This is a genomic window from Rhodococcus sp. 3258 (genome assembly GCF_031456475.1).
GTDB lineage: Bacteria > Actinomycetota > Actinomycetes > Mycobacteriales > Mycobacteriaceae > Rhodococcoides > Rhodococcoides fascians.
Map to the genome: position 1 here is coordinate 575,272 of NZ_JAVDUT010000003.1, position 19,990 is coordinate 595,261.

Below are 19,990 nucleotides of genomic sequence, written 5' to 3' on the forward strand. Positions count from 1 at the left end.
GACGCTAAGGCCCCCCGTGGCTGATCGACAGACGTTGTCCCGAGGTGCGGGAGGAATTGTGAGCCGGGTCGGCGCAATCGGTCCGACTCGGTCTGGACGCTCTCGTATGTTCGGTGAATGGGAGGCGCTACTCACTGTCGGTGCCATTCTTTTACGATGAGCGACTCGTAGATGACGAAGGAGTTTCTCCGATGGCCGTCCGAAGCCTGAACCATGCAGTGCTGTTCGTGACCGATGTCGAGGTCAGCTCCGAATTCTATTGCTCAGTACTCGGTTTCGAGCAGATCTCCCCGGACTCGTCGGGAGCCGTATTCCTGCGGGGCACCAAGTCCGGTAACGATCACGATCTCGGCTTGTTTCGCGCCTCCGCTGCAGGCACAGAGCGCAGCGGGGCGGTGGGGTTGTTCCATCTGGCGTGGGAGCTCGAAACATTGCAGGACCTCGCTCAGGCCAGGACCAGACTCCGCGAGCACGGCGCTCTGTCGGGTGCGTCCAATCACGCGTCGACAAAGGCCCTCTACGGCCGGGATCCGGACGGTATCGAGTTCGAGCTCACCTGGCTCGTACCCGATGCTCTGCTCGACGGTGAACTGGTACCCGGCGTTCCTCCCACACGTCCGCTCGACCTCGACGCCGAGATCGAGCGGTACGGCGCACGCACGCCGGGCGGTCCCCGCGCCGACAGGCAGTCGATGACGCGTCTCATCGAGCGAATGACCGCCGCACAACTACGCTAGTCGGGAGCTTTGCGCACGGCGACTTGTTATTTCGCGTGTCCGCTGGGTCGTCGGCACCGAGCGTGTCGGTCCGGGAGTTGTCGCACGAGAGCCTCGAGGCGACGGCACCCAGCGGTCTGTCGCCAAGATTCAAAATGGCCAATCGCTTGCTTGGTACACCGGTTAGTGATCTACTTCATAGACCAGATTCGATGACCGGACCAAGAGTCGCCCCCGTCGAAACGGCGGGCGATCGTGCGCACGTTGCGACCGACACGATTACCTCAATCCCGAGTGAACCCTTCCCCACTTAGACGAGGACGAGGATCAGAAGCAATGACCACCAGCACGGCCACTTCCGCCACAGCCTTCATGCCGTTCGTCAAACTTCTCACCCATGACCCCGAGGAGCTCTTGCCGTTCTACGAGGCCGTGTTCGACTTCTACGTGGTCAGCCGTGTCACGGAGCCTTACCCGGACAACGACTTCGGGCTCGAGGAGATCATTCTGCATTCGGGTGACGACCGCGGGTGCACGCTGGTACTGCTCCGGTTCCTTCACCGCCCCAATCCCTCGGGTGGCGTCATCCTGGGCATGAAGGTTCCCGATGTCGCCGTCACCATAGAGCGTGCCCTGGCGGCCGGCGGCACGATCGATCTCCCACTCGAGGAGATGCACAGGCATGGGGTCAAAGTGGTCTTCGTGCAGGATCCGCACGGCAACCTGATCGAAATAATCGAGACTATCGACGCAACCGACTGACGAATATCTCAACGAACTTCGTTGCGAAACAGGGCTTTCGGGTGAAACACAGTGTCGGCTGCCCGTTGCATCCGCAACAAAACAATTATCGCGCGTGCACCAACGACACACAATCTTCGACAACAGTCGACAGCGTTCCCTATCCGCCGGGTCGGCGCTGCGCGACACAACCAACAGGAGCAGCCAAGCCATTGCTTGGCCTCAACGATCGGCCAGCGAATGGAGACACACAGTGACGAGTTTCGAGGCCCAAGCGGCCGCCGGTACCGAGACCACACCCGAAGCCGACGCGCCCGGTGAGACGAGCCAACGCGGCATAGTACGAGTCGCGCTGTCGAGTTTGCTGGGTACAACGATCGAGTATTACGACTTCTTGCTGTACGGCACGATGGCAGCGCTGGTCTTCGGAACAGTCTTCTTTCCGGAATCGGACGGCGGCGTCGCCACCATCGCGGCCTTCGGCACACTCGCGGCCGGCTATGTCGCACGCCCACTCGGTGGCCTGATCTTCGGCCATTTCGGTGATCGACTAGGACGAAAACGAACCCTGGTTGCCTCGATGATGCTGATGGGTGTGGCCAGCACTCTCATTGGCGTACTACCGGGATACAGTTCGATCGGTATCGCTGCGCCGATCCTGCTGATCGTGCTGCGCACAGTGCAAGGTATTGCGGTCGGCGGCGAATACGGCGGTGCCGCGTTGATGGTGATCGAGCACGCAAGCAAAGGACGCCGCGGAAGCTGGGTGGGCATCATGCAGCTCGGCTCCCCGCTGGGCGGACTGATCGCAATCGGTGCGATCGCAATCGTTACCAGGTTGCCAGAAGCCGATTTCGAGTCCTGGGGATGGCGAATTCCGTTCCTCGCCAGCGCAATTCTGTTGGTGCTTGGTCTTTACGTGCGGATCAGCGTTACCGAGAGCCCGATTTTCAAGGCGGCCGCATCGACGTCCGACGCCGCAGCCAAACCACGCATTCCGGTCATGCAGATCTTCGCTACCCAGAAGAAGGCGCTGTTTCTCGCGTGCGCGGTTGGTATCGGCCCCTTCGCCGTGACTGCGTTGATCGGCACTCACATGGTCGCCTACGGCACACAGGTCGGGTTCAGTCGAGCTGATGTGGTGCAGGCCTTGCTGTTCACTACCGTCGTGGCGTTGTTGACCATACCGGCATTTTCGGCGCTGTCGGACTTCGTCGGCCGCAAACCGGTCCTCCTGGTGGGGGCCGTCGGTGCCCTCGTGTGGGCGTGGCCGATGTACACGATGATCGGCAGCGGATCGGTTGTGAATTTGACCGTGGCAATGATGATCGGACAACTCACCCAAAACATGATGTATGCACCGATGGCTCCGTTGTTGTCGGAAATGTTCGGCACCGAAGTGAGATACACCGGCGTGTCGCTCGGCTATCAATTGGCCAGCCTTATCGGTGCCGGCTTCACTCCGATGATTGCCGCAATCTTCGTCCTTGCTGCGGACGGCTCGAGCATTCCTCTGATACTCATCATGATGGGCGCTGCGGGAATCACTTTGGCTGCACTGGCTGCGCTTCGCGAACCCCGCGGCGTCGACCTGACTGCGCAGATCGAGGTTTGATGTGAGCACGGTCGGTGCTGCCGGATCGAGAATGCCAGAAGTGTTCCGGCGTGGCCCACTGCTGTGCCTGTCGTTGCAATAAGTTCAGCGACAAACGATTTTGGCTGACCAACTGCGCGACCCGAGTGCTCTGCTCCACTCCCCCACAGACCGATCTGTGAATGAATGTTGGAGTGGAGCAAAGTGCGCACCGGTCGAACAACCACATTGGGGTCGAGCGGATTGCTACGCACCGAACATGGCGAAGCACAAGGTCGGACGCGCTATCCTGCTCCGAATCGCATTGTCTGCGAGGGGAGTTCACCGAACTTCAGGCGATACGCGACCGAGAACCGACCCAGGTTCCCGAAACCCCATCGATACGCGATGTCCGCAATCGTCGGCCCATTACCAGGTTGCGCGCGCAGGAGATCGGATCGAACCAAATCCAACCGTATGTCCCTCAGCAATTCCGACGGGGTAGCTCCGAGATACGTCCTGAAGGCCATCTGCAGGGCGCGGACGCTCAGGCCAGCGGTCTCGGCGAGCTCTTGGACGTCGAGGGCCTGGTCCGGATGACTTTCGAGTACGGAAATGGCGCGCCGAATGTTGCGCGGAATACCGACGTCCCGCGCCTGGATCGGGACGTGCAGACTGGGATGCCCATCGATCAACGCGACGGCAAGTGCTGTTGCCAACTCTCGTGCCAACAGTCCGGAGGATTGCAGAGCCTCGGAGGTCGCGTCCATCTCGACGAGATCGACGAGGGCAGACCACATCCGGGACTGTGCGGGGAGAGCTGCAGACAGCTCGAACGGTACGCGCTTGGATGCTCCCGCACCCGCCAGTCCATCGACCAGCGTCGACGGGAGTCGGACGGTGCGCAATTCCGTACCCGGCAGCCACTCGAGGTCGAACGCGCGACTCGGATCGATCGCGACCACTTCTCCTGGTCCGAGGTCGATCGCGCGGCCTTGCGAACGGATTGTCAGTCCCCCGCGTATCGGTGCGGTCACCAGATAGCACGACGACAGGGGAATCGATCGAATTGTCACCGCCGCGCCGTAGCGCAACCGATGGATCGCGATCCTGTCGAGTACTACCTCGGTCTGTCGAGCACGGAACAACCCGACGTCGTCGGTGATCGATAGATCGTGCGCGTTGTAACTCGACGCAATGGAGCGCGAGGCTTCCTCCGGGTCCGTCGTATCCAGCAGCAGTCTCTGCTCCATATCCCTCCAAACCGCAGACCGGAACTTCAGATGTGTTCGTTTATCGGCCACGCACTGCGTCACTCGGCTAGGCGAAATATCGGGCCGCTATCAAGATCGAAGTCCGACGATTTCCCAGTTCGACACCAACGCGGTTCACGACACCGACATCGATCCATGGAGGCTACATGCTCACATTCGTTCTCGTCCACGGAGCCTGGCACGACGGACCCACCTGGGCACCGGTCGCAGCCCACCTGACGTCGCTCGGCCATGTGGTTCACACACCCACGGTGGCCGGACACGGAAAAGGCGTGGACAAAGGCGTCTCGCACGACGATTGCGTCGCGTCCATCGCCGATTACATCACCGAGCACGACCTACACGAGGTCGTCCTGGTCGGCCACAGCTTCGGCGGCACGGTGATCGCGCGTGTATCGGAGGAGGTACCGGACCGAATCGGACGGCTCGTGTTCTGGAATGCGTTCGTTCCGCAGCCGGGCAACAGCCTTCTCGACGAGGTGCCTCCACACACGCAGGATGCCTTCTCCGGACTCGCGGCCGAGTCCGACGACAACACCGTGACTCTGCCTTTCGACGTCTGGCGAGAAACGTTCATTCAAGACGGCGATTCCGAGACTGCGAAACGTACGTACGAGATGCTGTCCAGCGAACCGTTCCAACCGTTCGTCGACAAGCTCGACCTGACGCGCTTCTACGAGTCGACAATCCCTCGGAGCTTCGTGAACGCAACCGAGGACACCGCTTTGACACCGGGCGAGTGGGGCTGGCACCCCCGCATGTCGAGCCGGCTGGGTAGCTACAGGTTGGTCCAGCTACCCGGTAGCCACGAAGTCATGTTCACCGCACCGGCGCGACTTGCGGACGCATTCGTGGCGGCCGGACGAGAGTAGCCGCGCACGATCGTCGGTGCGGTGGCGACCGGAATTGCACCTCCCCCGCACCGATGACGATCACGACAAGTCAGGGGTCGGCAAACACCCTGACCGCGAGCAAGATCCAGAGCGTGAGGTAGCTCGGTACCGCGTGCTGGGAGCCGTGCTCCACGCTCGAATCGTTTACGACAACCAAGAAAGTGGACAAATCGCATGCAAAACTCGAGGGTCCTCAAGGACAAGGCTGTTCCTCGCGGGGCTTACCCCCATATCAAGGTAAGCAACGGGGTTGCGTACGTGTCGGGCACGAGCAGTCGCCGTGCCGACAACACCCTGGCCGGTGTATCAGTCGATGCTCTCGGGGTCACCGATCTGGACATCAGAGAGCAAACCCGCGCGGTGATCGAGAACATTTCGGACATTCTCGCGTCGGTGGGTGCCTCTCTGAACGATGTGGTTCAGCTAACGACCTACCTCGTCAATATGAATGATTTTGCCGGATACAACGAAGTATATGGCGAACATTTCACGCACGAGGGACCCGCCAGAACAACGGTCGCGGTACACCAGTTGCCACACCCACATCTCCTCATAGAAATCCAAGCCGTTGCAGAGCTTCCTGCCTGAGGACGGCGGATTTCTCGGCCCGATATCGAAGAATGAACGACGCGAGGAGCGAAGCAATGATCTTTACGAGCTACCGTGACGTAACACCCGAAGTCGTTGCGGTGATGAACCGAACTTCGGACCCACGTCTGCGTGAGATCCTCACTTCGTTGATTACTCACCTACACCAATTCGTCAAAGAAGTTCGATTGACCGAGTCCGAATATCGCACTGCCACAAAGCTCCTGAACGATATCGGGCAGGCGTCGAACGCCAAACACAACGAAGCGGTGCTGATGTGCGGTTCCTTGGGCATATCGACGCTCGTGTACCTGATGAACAACGGAGACAGCGGGCAGACCGAAACACAGCATTCCTCGCTGGGGCCCTATTGGAGGCTCAACTCGCCCGAGTCCGACAACGGCAGCTCGATCATTCGATCCGACACGCCGGGCGCGCCCCTGTTCGTGAATGCAACGGTAGTCGACAAGAAGACGAGGACTCCTGTTTCCGGAGCCACGGTGGACGTATGGCATTCATCCCCATCCGGGCTGTACGAAAATCAAGACTCAGGGCAAGCCGATTTCAATCTTCGTGGTCAGTTCACCACGGATGCGGACGGACGATTCTGGTTCGAGTCCGTGAGAATGTCGGGTTATCCGATTCCGACGGACACGGTCGTGGGCCAACTGCTGGAAGCGCAGGGCAGACATCCCTTCAGGCCCGCACATCTGCACGCGTTGATCGTCCGGGAAGGGTACAAGGTTCTCACTGCCCAGGTGTATCCCTCCGACGATCCTCATCTCGAGTCCGATGTTCAATTCGCCGTTACGCGCGCCCTCGTCGGTGACGTCGTGAGACACGACGAGGAGCATCCCGAACACGCAGGCACGAGTCGGCCGTGGTATTCGCTCGACTATTGCTTCGAGCTCGAGGAGGGCCCCACAGAGCTGCCGATGGCACCCATCGAATGATGGCGTCATCACCTCGGTAGGGCCACTGCATCAGTCTCGAACCACCTCGAGTCCGCGACCTCACACGACGAAACGGTGGGCCGCGTCAATCGAAAGCAAGGAATCCGCGCGTGCAATTTCATCACGAAGGCTATGTAACACACGATCCACGGATGCAGCCGGCTCGTGGTCATGGCGTCGATCGACCGGCCGAGCTACCCGACTCTGTCGACGTCTTGATCGTAGGGGCAGGTCCTGCGGGAATGCTTTTGGCAGCTCAGATGTCCCAATATCCGACGCTCAGTATCCGACTCGTCGACCGTCGGGCTCACCGATTGACAGTCGGTCAGGCCGATGGCATCCAGGCCCGTAGCGTCGAGACGTTCCAAGCCTTCGGATTCGCCGATCGAATCGTGTCGGAGGCATATCGCTTCTGTGCCACCAATTTTTGGGGGCCCGATCCCACTCGACCAGGACAGATAGTCAGAACGCGACGCACCCCCGACGACCCGTTCGAGGTCAGTGAGTTTCCGCACCTCACCGTGAACCAGGCTCGCGTGCTCGACTATTTCGCAGAAGCGGCATATTTCGGGCCTGGCAGGATCGAGCCCAACTTCGGATGGAGCTTCGAAACGCTCACTCAGGAGCCGGGCGAATACCCCCTGCAGGTCTCGTTACGGCGCATGGTGGACGGACACAAAACCGACGAGCGACGGTTGGTGAAAGCCAAATATGTTGTGGGAACGGACGGTTCGAAGAGCCGAGTGCGTGAATCGATCGGCTTGCGGCTCGAAGGAGACCAGGCCATGCACGCGTGGGCCGTACTGGATGCACTGACCGAAACGGATTTCCCCGATATCCGATTCAAGTGTGCAATTCAATCGGAACACGGAAGTGTGCTCCTGATTCCTCGCGAAGGCGGATTCCTGTCTCGCATGTACATCGACCTCGGGGCGGTGGATTCCGACGACAACGGTGCCATCCGGTCGACCACGGCGGCCGAAGCAGTCGCGAAAGCGAATGAGGTAATGGCTCCTTTTACGTTGGAGGCCAAAGACATTCCGTGGTTCAGCGTGTACGAGGTCGGGCACCGCTTGGCCGATCGATTCGACGATGCGACCGTGGGAGAAACGTCGGTTGCTCAGTCCGCTCGCATATTCATAGCCGGGGACGCCTGCCACACACACAGCGCCAAGGCCGGTCAGGGAATGAATGTCTCCATGCAGGACACGTACAACCTCGGATGGAAGCTCGGACAAGTGCTGACGGGCCTGAGCCCTGAGTCCCTCCTCGACACGTATACAGCCGAGCGACGTGACGTGGCTCAGAATCTGATCGACTACGACAGAGAATGGTCGGCGATGATGGCGAGAAAGCCCGGCGAGGTACCCCCGTCCGTACTTGCCGAACATCTTGTTAAAAGTAGCGAATTCACGGCTGGGTTCATGACTCGATACGACAGCTCGTGCATAGTCGGCGACTCCGTTCACCAGAATTCGGCGTCCGGCTTCGAGGTGGGAAAGCGGTTTCGCTCCGCAGAAGTGGTTCGCGTGTCGGACGCGTACCCGATGCACCTGGGGCACCATGCCCGCGCAGACGGGCGTTGGCGGATATATCTCTTTTCCGACGGAAAGAACGAAGCGGACTCACCGCGGTTGTCTGCATGGGCGACATGGTTGCTCGATTCTCCCGGATCCCCCGTCGAAACCTTCACGGAACTGGGCGCTGAAATCGATGATCTTTTCGACATCAAGGTCATCTATCAGGGGTTACACCATGAGGTCGATCTGAGTGATGTCCCGCGCATGTTCTTTCCGAGAAAAGGGAAGTTCGCGGTTATCGATTACGAAAAGGTGTACGCCGTCGCGGAGCACATCGATATTTTCGACGTTCGTGGGCTCGACCGTGGCGGAGTTGTCGTTGTCGTTCGTCCGGACCAGTACGTAGCGGCGGTGATACCGCTGGCCTCCGAGCCGACCGAGCTCACGAAATTTCTGGCAAACAGCATGATTCCAGCGACGGAACGCGCAGCACGATCCGGTCGATCGCAATGATGCGGCCTCCGAATACGGGTCACCGTTTTGTGTCGGATCGCTACCACGATAAAGGGTTCGCATGAAAATCTATCCAGTGGTACACGTGGAAAGCGTCGAGACAACGCTTTCCGAAGTGTCGAAGGTCCTGGACTTCCCCATCGGGGGCGTATTCCTGATCGACCACGACAGGAACGACCGCCGCCTCCTCGAGTGCACCCGAGCGGTAGCGTCGACGCATCCCGAGCTCTTCTTGGGTGTGAATTTCATGTCCCGTTCCTACGAAGAAATCAGCGCGTTACTCACCGGCGAATTCGGCCAGTCGATACCCGTGGCAGCAATCTGGTCCGATCGAGTACCGGCTCTCGAGTTCGGCGGCGATCCTTCGAACAGGCCTCGTCCGGCTTCCGGAATAATTCACTTCGGCGCGGTTGCCTTCAAATCTCAGCCGTTCGTCCCGCTGGAACAGCTGGGCGAGCTCGCATCGAGAGCACGCGCTCACGTCGACGTGGTCACGACATCTGGTCCCGGCACCGGTCGCCCCCTCGAACTCGACCGGCTGCGCGCATTGCACGAGGGATTGACGGGTCATCAATTGGCGGTTGCCAGCGGCGTGACACCGGAGAACGTCAGGTCGTATCGGCCGCTCGTAGACCACGCACTGGTGGCGACCGGTATTCACGGGGGCGATCATCTGTTCGACGTTTCGAAGATCGCCGCATTGTTCGAGAATTTGGCCGAGGACGAATGAACCGATCCGATCGATACGGAACACCGAGGAACAGCGTGAAAAATACAATCACCGTAGAACACCACGTCATAACCGAAGCGGCCACCCGACTGGCGAACGCTTCCAGAACCGGCACTCCATGCCTTCCGGTCCGAGACCTCATCGGACGCGAGGACGTCGCGAGTGCCTATCGCATCCAGTCCCGCAACATCGAGGCATCGATAAAGTCAGGACGAACCGTGGTCGGTCGCAAGATCGGCCTGACATCTGCAGCGGTACAGAAGCAACTGGGAGTCGACCAGCCCGATTTCGGGGTTCTGCTCGACGACTTCGACGTATCGAGATCCGCTGGTGCCGTGGACGTCACGCGGCTGATGCAACCGCGGATCGAAGCCGAAATCGCCTTCTCACTTTCTGCCGACATTCTGGAACCGATCTCTGTCGAGCAGGCGGCCTCCTTCGTCGACCGGGTGTTCGCCTCGTTCGAGATCGTAGACAGCCGCATCGCCGGGTGGGACATCAGTCTCGCCGACACTGTGGCGGACAACGCCTCGTCGGGACTGTTCGTCCTGGGTGATTCGATCAGCTGCAAGGACAGCCCTGATCTTGCGCGAGTAACGATGATCATGACTGCCGACGGAGAGCAGGTGTCCGCGGGCAGAGGCTCCGACTGTCTCGGCAGTCCGTGGGAAGCGCTGGTATGGCTGGCCAACACCAGCCTGTCCTTCGGATCACCGTTGCGAGCCGGCGAAGTTGTCCTCTCCGGTGCACTCGGTCCCATGGTCACCGTCGCGCCCGGCTCGACCTACGCAGCGTCTCTATCCGGAATCGGCGACGTCACAGCAACATTCATCGCATGAGTTACATGACAGCGGCCTCGACACAGAATCGAAGAACATCATGAGCAAAACCAAGGTAGCGGTGATCGGCTCCGGAAACATCGGCACCGATCTCGTCATCAAACTGAAGCGTGTCAGCAGGAGCCTGGACGTCGTAGTGCTGGTCGGTATCGACCCGAAATCGGAGGGACTTGCCCGAGCTCGTCGCCTGGGAATCAGCACTGTGGACACCGGGGTGCAGGGTCTGATCGAGCATCCCGATTTCGCCGCCGTCGACATCGTCTTCGACTCGACTTCCGCCAGCGCTCACACCGCGAACGAGGAGGCACTGCGCCCGTTCGGCAAGAGGCTGATCGACCTCACTCCAGCCGCCATAGGCCCGTACGTGGTGCCTGCGGTCAACCTCGAACAGCACCTCGACGCGCCGACGGTGAATATGGTGACCTGTGGCGGACAGGCGACCATCCCGATCGTGGCAGCGATCTCGCGCGTCACATCTGTGCACTATGCGGAGATCGTGGCCTCCATCGCATCGAAGTCCGCCGGACCCGGAACCCGGGCGAACATCGACGAATTCACCGAAACCACCGCTAATGCAATCGAAAAAGTAGGCGGAGCGGCTCGCGGCAAAGCCATCATCGTCCTGAACCCCGCCGAACCACCGCTGATCATGCGAGACACCGTGCTCGCTCTGGTGACCGATCCGGACCAGGACGCCATACGCCGATCGATTCTGGAAATGGTCGCGCAGGTGTATGCCTACGTTCCGGGCTACCGCCTGAAGCAAGAGGTCCAGTTCACCCGACTCGACGATGCCGAACCCCTCACCACCTTGACCGGTGGAACCGACAAGGGCCCAGGTCTGTGGAAGGTGTCGGTCTTCCTCGAGGTCGAAGGAGCTGCCCATTACTTGCCCGCGTACGCGGGAAACCTGGACATCATGACCTCAGCGGCTATACAGGTAGCCGAGAAAATGGCAGAACAGACATCGACGGAGATGGCTCGATGAGTGATGATACCGCGGGTAGAAAAACCGAAGAGCCTGTTGCTCTTTACATTCAGGACGTCACCCTGCGTGACGGCATGCACGCCATGCGGCACCGCATCAGCCCCGAGAACGTCGCCCGCATCGCAGGTGCCCTCGATACCGCGGGCGTGGATGCCATCGAAGTCGCCCACGGTGACGGACTGGCAGGCCACAGCCTGACCTACGGGGCCGGGAGCAATACCGACTGGGAATGGATCGAAGCCGCCGCCGACGTGGTACACCGTGCCAAGCTCACGACCCTGCTGCTCCCCGGTGTCGGCACGGTTGCAGAACTTCGACACGCTTTCGCGCTCGGCATCAGGTCGGTCCGGGTAGCGACCCACTGCACCGAGGCCGACGTCTCCGCACAACACATTTCGGAGGCACGCGAGCTTGGTATGGACGTGTCCGGTTTCCTGATGATGTCGCATCGCCTCGAGCCCGCGCAGCTGGCCGAGCAAGCGAAGCTGATGGAATCATTTGGGGCACATTGTGTATACGTGACCGACAGCGGTGGGCGCCTGACCATGGACGGTGTGCGCGATCGCGTCCGCGCCTACCGGGACATACTGGATACCGGCACGCAGATCGGGATTCACGCACACCAGAACCTGTCGCTGTCCGTAGCCAATTCGGTTGTCGCAGTGAAGGAGGGCGTAACTCGAGTCGACGCATCATTGGCAGGCCATGGTGCCGGCGCAGGAAACTGCCCGATCGAACCTTTCGTTGCCGTTGCTGACCTGTACGGGTGGAAACACAACTGCAACTTGTTCGGACTGCAAGACGCCGCCGACGACATCGTCCGACCCCTTCAGGACCGGCCAGTCCAGGTCGACCGCGAAACACTGACCCTTGGATACGCGGGGGTGTACTCGAGTTTTCTTCGTCACGCAGACGCGGCAGCTCAGCAGTACGGCCTGGACACTCGCGCAATACTTCTCGCCGTCGGCCAACGAGGACTTGTCGGAGGCCAGGAAGATCTGATCACCGACATAGCACTCGATCTGGTGGCATCGAAACGCTGATGGACAGACGCGGCGGCCCAGCCGTTCTTCGCGGTCCGACAGCAGTCACACCCTTCGCCCGAGTACAGGAGCTCCGTATGCAACCCCCCACCTTGCCTCGTATGGCCGACATTCTCGCCCAAGCGGCGCGAACCGGTGAAGCCGTGGAACAGTTCGGCGGCTCGCTGACATTGCCTCGCGCCTACGAGGTTCAACGTCTGTTGCTGGACCGACGTCGGGCCGAGGGCGCAAGCTACATCGGTCCGAAGCTCGGCTTCACGAGCCGGGCGAAAATGGCGCAGATGGGCGTCGACGAAATCATCATGGGCTGGCTCGTGGACGACATGCAGATCGAAAACGGAGGGCAACTGAGTCTGGATGCTCTTGTGCACCCGAGAATCGAGCCGGAAATTGCATTCCGGCTGGGCCGTGCCGTAGACGTCGAAGGGCCTAGTGAGGACATCGTGCGCGCCGTCGACGCCGTCGCTCCTGCACTGGAAGTCATCGACTCCAGGTACCTCGACTTCACCTTCAGCCTGGCGGATGTGGTCGCAGACAACACGTCGGCGTGCCGGTTTGTGATCGGCGATTGGTCGGACGTGACGTCGGGCGATGCACTCGACGATCTGGCGGTCACTCTCAGCATCGACGGCAACACGGTCGAGACGGGGTCGACGTCGGCAATACTCGGCAACCCGTGGGCAGCACTTCTCGAGATCGTTCCGCTCGCTCGGCGTTACGGTTTCGAGTTGCCAAGTGGCTCGGTCATTCTCGCAGGAGCGGCGACCGCAGCAGTACCCTTGACGGCTTCGACGGCGATAACAGCCACCGTCGACACGCTGGGCACCGTCTCGCTCGAAGTAACCGTCGGCACTGGATAACACGTGGACCGTGGACCGGGTCGCACAGCGAACGATCGGCGACCAGCCCAGTCCGAACCGGGTCGACAGCACTACCGCTTACACCACCACCACCGCCACCTATCGCAACGAAGGATCTGCACCATGAATCTTCCCCTTGTCCACACCCTCTCCGGTGATATCAGAGGAACCGTCGACGATGGCGTCGACACCTTCCGAGGAATCCCGTTTGCAGCACCGCCGGTCGGTGAACTGCGTTGGCAGGCAGCACGCCCACATAGTGGCTGGGAGGGTGTTCTGGATGCAGATAGCTACGGTCCCTTTGCATCTCAACTTCAGGGTTCGGCGTACGACCCGATTCTCGGCAAGCAACCGGACTTTCGTACCTCCGAAGATTGTTTGACGATCAATGTGTGGCGACCAGCTGCCGCACAGGGACCGCTTCCGGTCCTCGTGTGGATTCACGGCGGTGGCTTCATGCTTGGGTCCGGCAATATGGCCGAGTACGCGGGCGATCGCTTCGCTCGAGACGGGCAACTGGTGGTAGTGACTCTGAATTACAGGTTGGGGCCGTTCGGATTCCTGCATGGAATGGGCGACACCAGCAACCTGTGGCTTTCCGACCAGGCATTGGCGTTGCGCTGGATTCACGACAACATCGCAGCGTTCGGCGGAGATCCGGACAACGTGACTCTCGCAGGCCAGTCAGCCGGGGCAATCTCCATCGGCGGCCTGGTTCAGCATCCGACCGCTCGGGGGCTGTTCCACCGCGCGATCCTCCAAAGTGGGCCTTTCGGAGTGCCCTTCCCCGGGCCTGACGAGGCACTCGAACGCACGCAATCTCTAGCGCGAGCACTTGGACACGACTCGATCGACGGGCTCCGAGGGGAAGGCCCGGAGCGCCTGCTGGGTGGAATGATTCAGGTCATGGTGGGGAATACCAAGCCAGGCCAATGGCCGATCGCCTTCACTCCCGTCATCGACCCCGACACGATGCCCCTCCACCCTCTGGCAGCACTGGCCGAATCGGATCTCGAGATACTCATCGGCTGGACCGAGGACGAGTCCACCTTCGCGTTCGCCTTGAACCCGACGTTGACCGGTGCCTCATCGGATGAGGTCGTCGACATGCTCGGGTTGTCCCATCAAGACCCGAACACGTTGTACGACCGCTACGTCCAATCCGATCGCGCGAAGTCCCCGTTCGAGGTGCTGTGCGCCGTCACTACGGACGAGTGGTTCAGGAAGCCGGGCTCCGAAATCGTAGTCGAACAATCGAACAGTCGGCCTGTGTATGCCTACGAATTCCGACTCGACTCGCAAGCACTGGACGGAATTCTCGGCTCGAACCACTGCCTGGAGCTACCCTTCACCTTTGCCGCCGCCGATAGATGGTCGGTGCCAAGCCAACTCGATGGAGCCGATCCACAGCTCGTCGAAGCCTTGTCCACTGTGATGCATACCGCGTGGATCAACTTCGTCCGCACCGGGAATCCGTCGAGCGAGCACTTCGAGTGGCCGGCCTACGATTCCGAATCGCAGAACATTGCAGTATTCGACACATTGGCAACGATCGAAAGAGCTATTTTTCATTTCCTGCTCTAACTGCCTTTTTCGCTCAATCCCGAGCCACCACCGTGCGATCTGTACATCCACTCCCTCGCAGAAACCCACCACACATTGGCATACAAGCGGAGTTGCCATCGCGACTGTTAGCCCCATCCGAGCCGACCGACTGGAGACTCCTGAAAGCTGTTTACCACTGCATCACGGTGGCCGGGGCGTGCAACTTGAACGGTCGGTTCCCGAAGAGCCCCGGCTCAGCGGTTGTCGTCCTCGGTCCGTCCGGGCACTCTTGGACGTCCAGGTGACGCGAACAGGGACAACCTGGAACTGATCTGTCCTTGAACTTTTGGGACCGTAAACGGACCGCAGGCGCGAAGACGACCTCCATGGGGTCGCGCGGAGCTCCTAGCAGCAACGGAGCGAGCAACTCATCACTTTGCCCTCAAAGTGATGAGTAAGTGATGAGTTGGTGCAAAACCCCGCAAAGCAAAACACCCCGCCTCCAGCTTTACGCTGGTGATGGGGTGTTTTGGTGTGCGCCATCAGGGATTCGAACCCCGGACCCGCTGATTAAGAGTCAGCTGCTCTAACCAACTGAGCTAATGGCGCCGAACCGCACCGCGTGTTCTCTGCGGTGCGGGAGAAACATTAACAGCAGATGCGGCCAGATGTGAAATCGGCTGGTCAAGGCACCTGTTGCGTCAGTTGAAGATCCTGCGAACCACGAGAACTGCTACCACTGCGCCGACTCCGAGCAGAGTGAACTTCACGGCCGGCTCGTTGAGCTTGGCCACCACCGTCTGCTTGGTGTTGGCGACGATGTTCTTGGGGCTGGCACGGACGCTCAGCTCGTCCAGCGTGCTGGCCAGCTGATTGCGAGCGGCCTCGATCTCGCGCTCGATTCGGTCGGTGTCCTTGGCCACGTGTCCTCCAACTTGTCTGCAAATAGTCTTGGTCGTACTCGAGCCTAGAGCACGACGGTATTTCGATACTCTCGTGCGGTGACCGAATACAGCAAGCTCGAGCCGGGCGACACCGCTCCGGCGTTCACCCTGCCCGATGCCGACGGCAACGATGTCTCTCTCGCCGATTACGCCGGCAAGAAGGTGATCGTGTACTTCTACCCCGCCGCAAGCACCCCGGGCTGCACCAAGCAGGCCTGCGACTTCCGAGACAGCCTCGCCGAGTTGAACGGCGAAGGCCTCGAGGTCATCGGCATCTCCCCCGACAAGCCGGCCAAGCTCGCCAAGTTCCGCGACAAGGAGGAGCTGACATTCCCGCTGCTCTCCGACGAGGAGAAGACGACGTTGCAGGCCTGGGGTGCGTTCGGAGAGAAGAAGAACTACGGCAAGGTCTACGAGGGCGTCATTCGTTCGACGTTCCTGGTCGACGAGGAAGGCAAGATCGAGGTGGCGCAGTACAACGTCCGCGCCACCGGCCACGTCGCCAAGCTCCGCCGCGACCTAGCTGTCTGAACCGGCCAGCCGCTGCAGGAACAGCGCCTCGGCGACGGCCATCTTCTCGATTTCCGTCGGGTCCACGCTCTCGTTCGGGGCGTGGATCCGGCATCGGGGCTCTTCGACGCCCATCAGCACGATCTCGGCGTCCGGCAATGCCTCCGCCAACGCGTTGCACAACGGAATGGACCCGCCCTGCCCCGCCGTCCCCATGGGACGTCCGAATGCCTCTTCCAAGGCACCTGACAACGCCGCGTAGCCCGGGCCGTCCGTTCTGGCCCGGAACGGCGAACCGATCGCCTCACGCTCGACGGTGACACGCGCATTCCACGGCGTACGTGCCTCCAGATGCGCCACCAACGCGTCCTGCGCCTGCTGCGGATCCATCCCTGGCGAAACTCGCAAATTCAGCCGTGCCGAGGCTCGAGGGGAGATTGCGGCGGCCGAGCCCACGACGGGCGGACAGTCGATTCCGAGAACGGTCAGAGCCGGCCGTGCCCATACCGCGTCGGCCACGGTGCCCGAACCTGCCAGAGCGACTCCGTCGAGGACTCCGGCATCGGACCTGAACTGCTCGGCGTCGTACGGCACCCCATCCCAGGTCCGCGTGCCATCGAGACCGTCGACGGTAGTGTCCCCGTGCTCGTTACGCAGTGTGGCCAGCACCTGGATCAGCGCGCCGAGCGCATCGGGTGCCGGTCCTCCATACATTCCCGAATGCACCTCTCCGGCAAGCGTTTCCACGTGTACGACGACGTTGGCTATCCCACGCAGGGTAGTGGTGACCGTCGGCAGACCCACTGCAGTGTTGCCGGTGTCCCCGATCACCACGACATCGGCAGCGAACAACTCGGGCCGCTCGTCGACGAGTGCTTCGAGCCCGCCCGTGCCCATCTCCTCCGAACCCTCGCAGACGATGCGCACGCCGACGTCGAGCGACTCCCCCACCGCGCGCAGCGCCAGCAGATGCATCAAGACGTTGCCTTTGCAGTCGGCCGCGCCTCGGCCGTACCACCGACCGTCACGCTCGGTCAGCTCGAAAGGCTCACTGTCCCAGTAGCTTCTGTCGCCGGGAGGCTGGACGTCGTAGTGCGAATACAACAGAACGGTCGGTGCCCCCGCCGGTGCCGGCCGAGAACCGACGACAGCCAGTGAGCCGTCGTTGGTCTCGATCAACTGCACGTCGGGAATTCCGGCGTCGACGAACGCCCGCTGCACCCATTGCGCTGCACCGACGCATTCCTCCACCGGAAACTGCCGAGGATCGTGCACAGATCGGAACCGGACCAGTTCTGCCAGCTCCGATTTCGCGCGAGTCATCGACTCCGCGATCGCGGATCGAATGTCGGCGGGGCGTGCATCGGTCGGCATGGTTCCTCCAGACGAGAAATGACAGACGGGCTCTCGCCAGTCTGTCATTTGCTCGCACCTACCGAAGCGACACGTCAGCCTCCGGCCAATTCCTGCGCGATCCATTCACCTGTGTGCTGCCAGTGCCGATCCCAGGCTTCCTGCTCGAGTTGCTCCTGGGATTTACCCGGCTCGGGAACGACGGTGGGCACAGTCAATTGCGGCGGATCCACAGTCACCGGAGCGGGCTGCGGGGTACCTGCAGGCGCAGCGCCCTGCGGCACCCAGGACGGCGGAGTCCCTTGCTGTGGAGTCCACTGCTGCGTCGTCCCAGTCGGCGGTGTGGTGGTCGGCGCGAGGGCCGATTCCGCCGTGGGCGGGAGCGTCTTGGGCAGGGCGTCGACCGGCAGCGCAGGCGCAACAGTCGTCGGATCGACGTATCGCGTTGCGCCGGCCAAATCGGCACCGCTGTCGCGTCGGTCGGCGCTCTGTTCGGCGGTGCCATCCCCGTCACTCGGCAGCGTGGCCGCAACGGCGACACCTGCCGAGGCCACCCCGGCGAGCAGCACCGCAGCGAAGATCAGTTTGCGGCCGCCGGTCACTGAACTCGACCTGCCCGTTGCTGTCACCGGAGCCGTGAGCATGACCGAAGGGATCGTCTCCGGCCCTGCGGCCTCTTCGGACTCGTCGACTGCCTCCGTAACCACGAGGGCCTGATTCTCGGTCGAAACCGATGCGAGCCAGGCCGCTCCGCAGGCGGCGACTCGATCTGCGGCACCCACTCGCACGACGGGCACACCGAGACCGAGGGAGAGAATGTCGATCAAGTCCCGGTTGCTCGATCTGTCTCCGAACAGCGCCACAGCCTGCGGTTTCTTGCCGGATTCGTCGACCACTTCCCAAGCCAGCGGAATCGTGCTGCCGATTCGTTCGGGGGACATCGAGTCCAGGGCAGCATTTTTTGCGGGCGTGAGCGTGGCATCGGCTGCGTCGGCGAGAGAGATGGATACGCCGTGTTCGCCCATGTAATAGAGCAGCACCGTGCTCGCGTCGGCGAGATCCTTCGTACGGGCCAACCAGGACAGGAACGATTGGGATGCCGAAACGAACACCGTCGAATCCTCGGTCACTGCCGCGGCGAGTTCGGCGCGCTCGGACTCGGACCGATGCACGACGGCGACGGCGTCGACCGACACGTTCAGCGTTGCTGCCTCGGCACGCATATCCGAGATCGCGCGCAGTAGAACGGCGGTCACGTCGGGGTCGAGTGGGGTGGTGGAGTGCGCGAGCACCTCCCCCGAGGTCGGCTCGAGCAAGACCGTCTGCATCGAGCCGGATTCGATCGCTGTACCGATTGTTGCCACTGCAGTCTCCCTGTGCTCCGGGGTGAGGCTCCCGACCATGAACGTCGTCCCACGGACACGAGCGACGGCCACCCTGCACGGAAATTGATTCGATACCTATAACCATACCGGTTGCCTGTTTGGCTGGCCCATATTGAACTTGGGGATTGTCACAGCAAGACGGCCGGACAGCTGTCGACGCACACAGCGCTCCCCCACAAGAACGACCGAATCCGGAGTGGGCGATGCGACCCGCACGACAGAAGTGGATACCGTGCACCCGCGACGGATAGCCTGACCGGGTGGAATCCTCTGCTCGTGCCCAGTCCTCGCGCCGTCTCGACGCGGCGCTCGAGTCGACGGCGCAGACTCAGGAGCTGATGCCGAGGCGCCGTCCCACGCAGGAACGCAGCCAACGCAAATTCGACGCGTTGCTCCAGGCGTCGCGTGAACTGCTCAGCGACGTGGGCTTCGAGTCGTTCACCTGTGAAGAAGTCGCGTCACGGGCAGAGCTGCCGATCGGCACGCTGTACCAGTTCTTCGCCAACAAATACGTCATCGTCTGCGAACTCAATCGTCAGGACCTCGTGGGCGTCCAACAGGAATTGGCAGAGTTCGACGGCGAGGTCCCGTCCCTGGACTGGGTGCGGTTCCTGAACAATTTCGTCGACCACATGGCCGGCATGTGGATGACGGACCCGTCGCGCCGCGAGGTGTGGCTCGCGATGCAGTCGACACCGTCCACTCGCGCTACCGGGGTCATTCACGAGCGCGAGTTCGCCGATCAGGTCTCACGCATGCTCGGACCGTTGACGCCGCGCACACCGCGGCATCGTCGCAATCTGATGGCCCAGGTGTTGGTACACATCGTCTACTCGATGCTGAACTTCTCGGTGCAGGACGGCCAGAGCCACGAAGATGCCGTGGCCGAACTCAAGCGAATCATGATGGCGTATCTGCTCGTCGCAGAGAAGGAGAGCAGGCGTTCCGGCGGGTCGGTCAACACCGACGAAGCCTGACCCGCCCGCTTCAGCCACACGAAAGGCCCGCCCGATCTCGTGGAT

At 61.3% G+C, this 19,990-nt stretch carries 19 protein-coding genes and 1 tRNA gene; 15 read left to right on the forward strand and 5 right to left on the reverse strand.

Going from position 1 to position 19,990, the window contains the following annotated elements; genetic code table 11:
• The first annotated feature begins 191 nt into the window (after positions 1 to 191).
• From J2X62_RS13540 to J2X62_RS13550, 3 genes are all read left to right on the forward strand, one after another.
• Positions 192 to 737, forward strand: a complete 546-nt coding sequence (locus J2X62_RS13540) for a VOC family protein (RefSeq protein WP_032379364.1) — start codon at positions 192 to 194, stop codon at positions 735 to 737.
• A gap of 315 nt (positions 738 to 1,052) precedes the next feature.
• Complete coding sequence (locus J2X62_RS13545; RefSeq protein ID WP_310181190.1) at positions 1,053 to 1,478, forward strand: VOC family protein; 426 nt, start codon at positions 1,053 to 1,055, stop codon at positions 1,476 to 1,478.
• 232 nt (positions 1,479 to 1,710) lie between these two features.
• Positions 1,711 to 3,072 carry an MFS transporter gene (locus J2X62_RS13550; RefSeq protein ID WP_080730647.1) on the forward strand — a complete coding sequence of 454 codons (1,362 nt, stop codon included), beginning with the start codon at positions 1,711 to 1,713 and terminating at the stop codon, positions 3,070 to 3,072.
• A gap of 263 nt (positions 3,073 to 3,335) precedes the next feature.
• Here J2X62_RS13550 and J2X62_RS13555 read toward each other — a convergent pair whose 3' ends face one another.
• A complete protein-coding gene (locus J2X62_RS13555) occupies positions 3,336 to 4,283 on the reverse strand; it encodes an AraC family transcriptional regulator (protein WP_310181193.1) in 948 nt (315 codons plus the stop codon).
• Between the two features lie 167 nt (positions 4,284 to 4,450).
• Here J2X62_RS13555 and J2X62_RS13560 point away from each other — a divergent pair, with 167 nt between their 5' ends.
• The 10 genes from J2X62_RS13560 to J2X62_RS13605 all read left to right on the forward strand — a co-directional run bounded on the left by J2X62_RS13560 (position 4,451) and on the right by J2X62_RS13605 (position 14,815).
• A complete protein-coding gene (locus J2X62_RS13560) occupies positions 4,451 to 5,176 on the forward strand; it encodes an alpha/beta fold hydrolase (protein WP_310181195.1) in 726 nt (241 codons plus the stop codon).
• 195 nt (positions 5,177 to 5,371) lie between these two features.
• Positions 5,372 to 5,785, forward strand: coding sequence for a RidA family protein (locus tag J2X62_RS13565; RefSeq protein WP_310181197.1), 414 nt, complete (start codon positions 5,372 to 5,374; stop codon positions 5,783 to 5,785).
• A 104-nt stretch (positions 5,786 to 5,889) separates the two neighbouring features.
• Complete coding sequence (locus J2X62_RS13570) at positions 5,890 to 6,738, forward strand: dioxygenase (protein ID WP_310181280.1); 849 nt, start codon at positions 5,890 to 5,892, stop codon at positions 6,736 to 6,738.
• Between the two features lie 110 nt (positions 6,739 to 6,848).
• Complete coding sequence (locus tag J2X62_RS13575; RefSeq protein WP_310181198.1) at positions 6,849 to 8,771, forward strand: FAD-dependent monooxygenase; 1,923 nt, start codon at positions 6,849 to 6,851, stop codon at positions 8,769 to 8,771.
• 61 nt (positions 8,772 to 8,832) lie between these two features.
• Positions 8,833 to 9,501, forward strand: coding sequence for a hypothetical protein (locus J2X62_RS13580; protein WP_310181200.1), 669 nt, complete (start codon positions 8,833 to 8,835; stop codon positions 9,499 to 9,501).
• Positions 9,498 to 10,340, forward strand: a complete 843-nt coding sequence (locus tag J2X62_RS13585) for a 2-keto-4-pentenoate hydratase (protein WP_371832721.1) — start codon at positions 9,498 to 9,500, stop codon at positions 10,338 to 10,340. The genes J2X62_RS13580 and J2X62_RS13585 overlap by 4 nt, the downstream gene beginning before the upstream one ends.
• Positions 10,341 to 10,380: 40 nt before the next feature.
• Positions 10,381 to 11,328: an acetaldehyde dehydrogenase (acetylating) gene (locus J2X62_RS13590; protein WP_310181203.1), complete on the forward strand. Its 948-nt coding sequence runs from the start codon at positions 10,381 to 10,383 to the stop codon at positions 11,326 to 11,328.
• Positions 11,325 to 12,371 carry a 4-hydroxy-2-oxovalerate aldolase gene (gene dmpG, locus J2X62_RS13595; protein ID WP_310181204.1) on the forward strand — a complete coding sequence of 349 codons (1,047 nt, stop codon included), beginning with the start codon at positions 11,325 to 11,327 and terminating at the stop codon, positions 12,369 to 12,371. Before J2X62_RS13590 ends, dmpG begins: the two co-directional genes overlap by 4 nt.
• 77 nt (positions 12,372 to 12,448) lie before the next feature.
• Positions 12,449 to 13,231: a fumarylacetoacetate hydrolase family protein gene (locus J2X62_RS13600; protein WP_310181205.1), complete on the forward strand. Its 783-nt coding sequence runs from the start codon at positions 12,449 to 12,451 to the stop codon at positions 13,229 to 13,231.
• A 123-nt stretch (positions 13,232 to 13,354) separates the two neighbouring features.
• On the forward strand, positions 13,355 to 14,815 hold the full coding sequence (locus J2X62_RS13605; protein WP_310181206.1) for a carboxylesterase family protein: 1,461 nt from the start codon (positions 13,355 to 13,357) through the stop codon (positions 14,813 to 14,815).
• Between the two features lie 496 nt (positions 14,816 to 15,311).
• On the opposite strand, the gene J2X62_RS13610 is transcribed toward J2X62_RS13605, so the two are convergent.
• Positions 15,312 to 15,385, reverse strand: a tRNA-Lys gene (locus tag J2X62_RS13610).
• A gap of 92 nt (positions 15,386 to 15,477) precedes the next feature.
• Positions 15,478 to 15,699 carry a DUF3618 domain-containing protein gene (locus J2X62_RS13615; RefSeq protein WP_027497653.1) on the reverse strand — a complete coding sequence of 74 codons (222 nt, stop codon included), beginning with the start codon at positions 15,697 to 15,699 and terminating at the stop codon, positions 15,478 to 15,480.
• A 78-nt stretch (positions 15,700 to 15,777) separates the two neighbouring features.
• On the opposite strand from J2X62_RS13615, the gene bcp reads away from it, so the two are divergent.
• The gene (bcp, locus tag J2X62_RS13620; RefSeq protein ID WP_032370166.1) at positions 15,778 to 16,251 is read left to right on the forward strand and encodes a thioredoxin-dependent thiol peroxidase; all 474 of its coding nucleotides are present in this window, start codon (positions 15,778 to 15,780) and stop codon (positions 16,249 to 16,251) included.
• On the opposite strand, the gene J2X62_RS13625 is transcribed toward bcp, so the two are convergent.
• Positions 16,240 to 17,604, reverse strand: a complete 1,365-nt coding sequence (locus J2X62_RS13625; protein ID WP_310181209.1) for a dipeptidase — start codon at positions 17,602 to 17,604, stop codon at positions 16,240 to 16,242. The two genes, bcp and J2X62_RS13625, sit on opposite strands and share 12 nt — an antisense overlap.
• A gap of 74 nt (positions 17,605 to 17,678) precedes the next feature.
• Positions 17,679 to 18,947, reverse strand: a complete 1,269-nt coding sequence (locus J2X62_RS13630) for a hypothetical protein (protein WP_310181210.1) — start codon at positions 18,945 to 18,947, stop codon at positions 17,679 to 17,681.
• Between the two features lie 359 nt (positions 18,948 to 19,306).
• Here J2X62_RS13630 and J2X62_RS13635 point away from each other — a divergent pair, with 359 nt between their 5' ends.
• Complete coding sequence (locus tag J2X62_RS13635; protein WP_080736329.1) at positions 19,307 to 19,945, forward strand: TetR/AcrR family transcriptional regulator; 639 nt, start codon at positions 19,307 to 19,309, stop codon at positions 19,943 to 19,945.
• Positions 19,946 to 19,990: the final 45 nt, after the last annotated feature.

Bases quoted from the DNA above. Each gene is read 5' to 3' on its own strand.
- J2X62_RS13540 (WP_032379364.1), top strand. From the start codon at position 192: ATGGCCGTCCGAAGCCTGAACCATGCAGTGCTGTTCGTGACCGATGTC.
- J2X62_RS13545 (WP_310181190.1), top strand. From the start codon at position 1,053: ATGACCACCAGCACGGCCACTTCCGCCACAGCCTTCATGCCGTTCGTC.
- J2X62_RS13555 (WP_310181193.1), bottom strand. From the start codon at position 4,283: ATGGAGCAGAGACTGCTGCTGGATACGACGGACCCGGAGGAAGCCTCG.
- J2X62_RS13560 (WP_310181195.1), top strand. From the start codon at position 4,451: ATGCTCACATTCGTTCTCGTCCACGGAGCCTGGCACGACGGACCCACC.
- J2X62_RS13565 (WP_310181197.1), top strand. From the start codon at position 5,372: ATGCAAAACTCGAGGGTCCTCAAGGACAAGGCTGTTCCTCGCGGGGCT.
- J2X62_RS13570 (WP_310181280.1), top strand. From the start codon at position 5,890: ATGAACCGAACTTCGGACCCACGTCTGCGTGAGATCCTCACTTCGTTG.
- J2X62_RS13580 (WP_310181200.1), top strand. From the start codon at position 8,833: ATGAAAATCTATCCAGTGGTACACGTGGAAAGCGTCGAGACAACGCTT.
- J2X62_RS13585 (WP_371832721.1), top strand. From the start codon at position 9,498: ATGAACCGATCCGATCGATACGGAACACCGAGGAACAGCGTGAAAAAT.
- J2X62_RS13590 (WP_310181203.1), top strand. From the start codon at position 10,381: ATGAGCAAAACCAAGGTAGCGGTGATCGGCTCCGGAAACATCGGCACC.
- dmpG (WP_310181204.1), top strand. From the start codon at position 11,325: ATGAGTGATGATACCGCGGGTAGAAAAACCGAAGAGCCTGTTGCTCTT.
- J2X62_RS13600 (WP_310181205.1), top strand. From the start codon at position 12,449: ATGCAACCCCCCACCTTGCCTCGTATGGCCGACATTCTCGCCCAAGCG.
- J2X62_RS13605 (WP_310181206.1), top strand. From the start codon at position 13,355: ATGAATCTTCCCCTTGTCCACACCCTCTCCGGTGATATCAGAGGAACC.
- J2X62_RS13625 (WP_310181209.1), bottom strand. From the start codon at position 17,604: ATGCCGACCGATGCACGCCCCGCCGACATTCGATCCGCGATCGCGGAG.
- J2X62_RS13635 (WP_080736329.1), top strand. From the start codon at position 19,307: ATGCCGAGGCGCCGTCCCACGCAGGAACGCAGCCAACGCAAATTCGAC.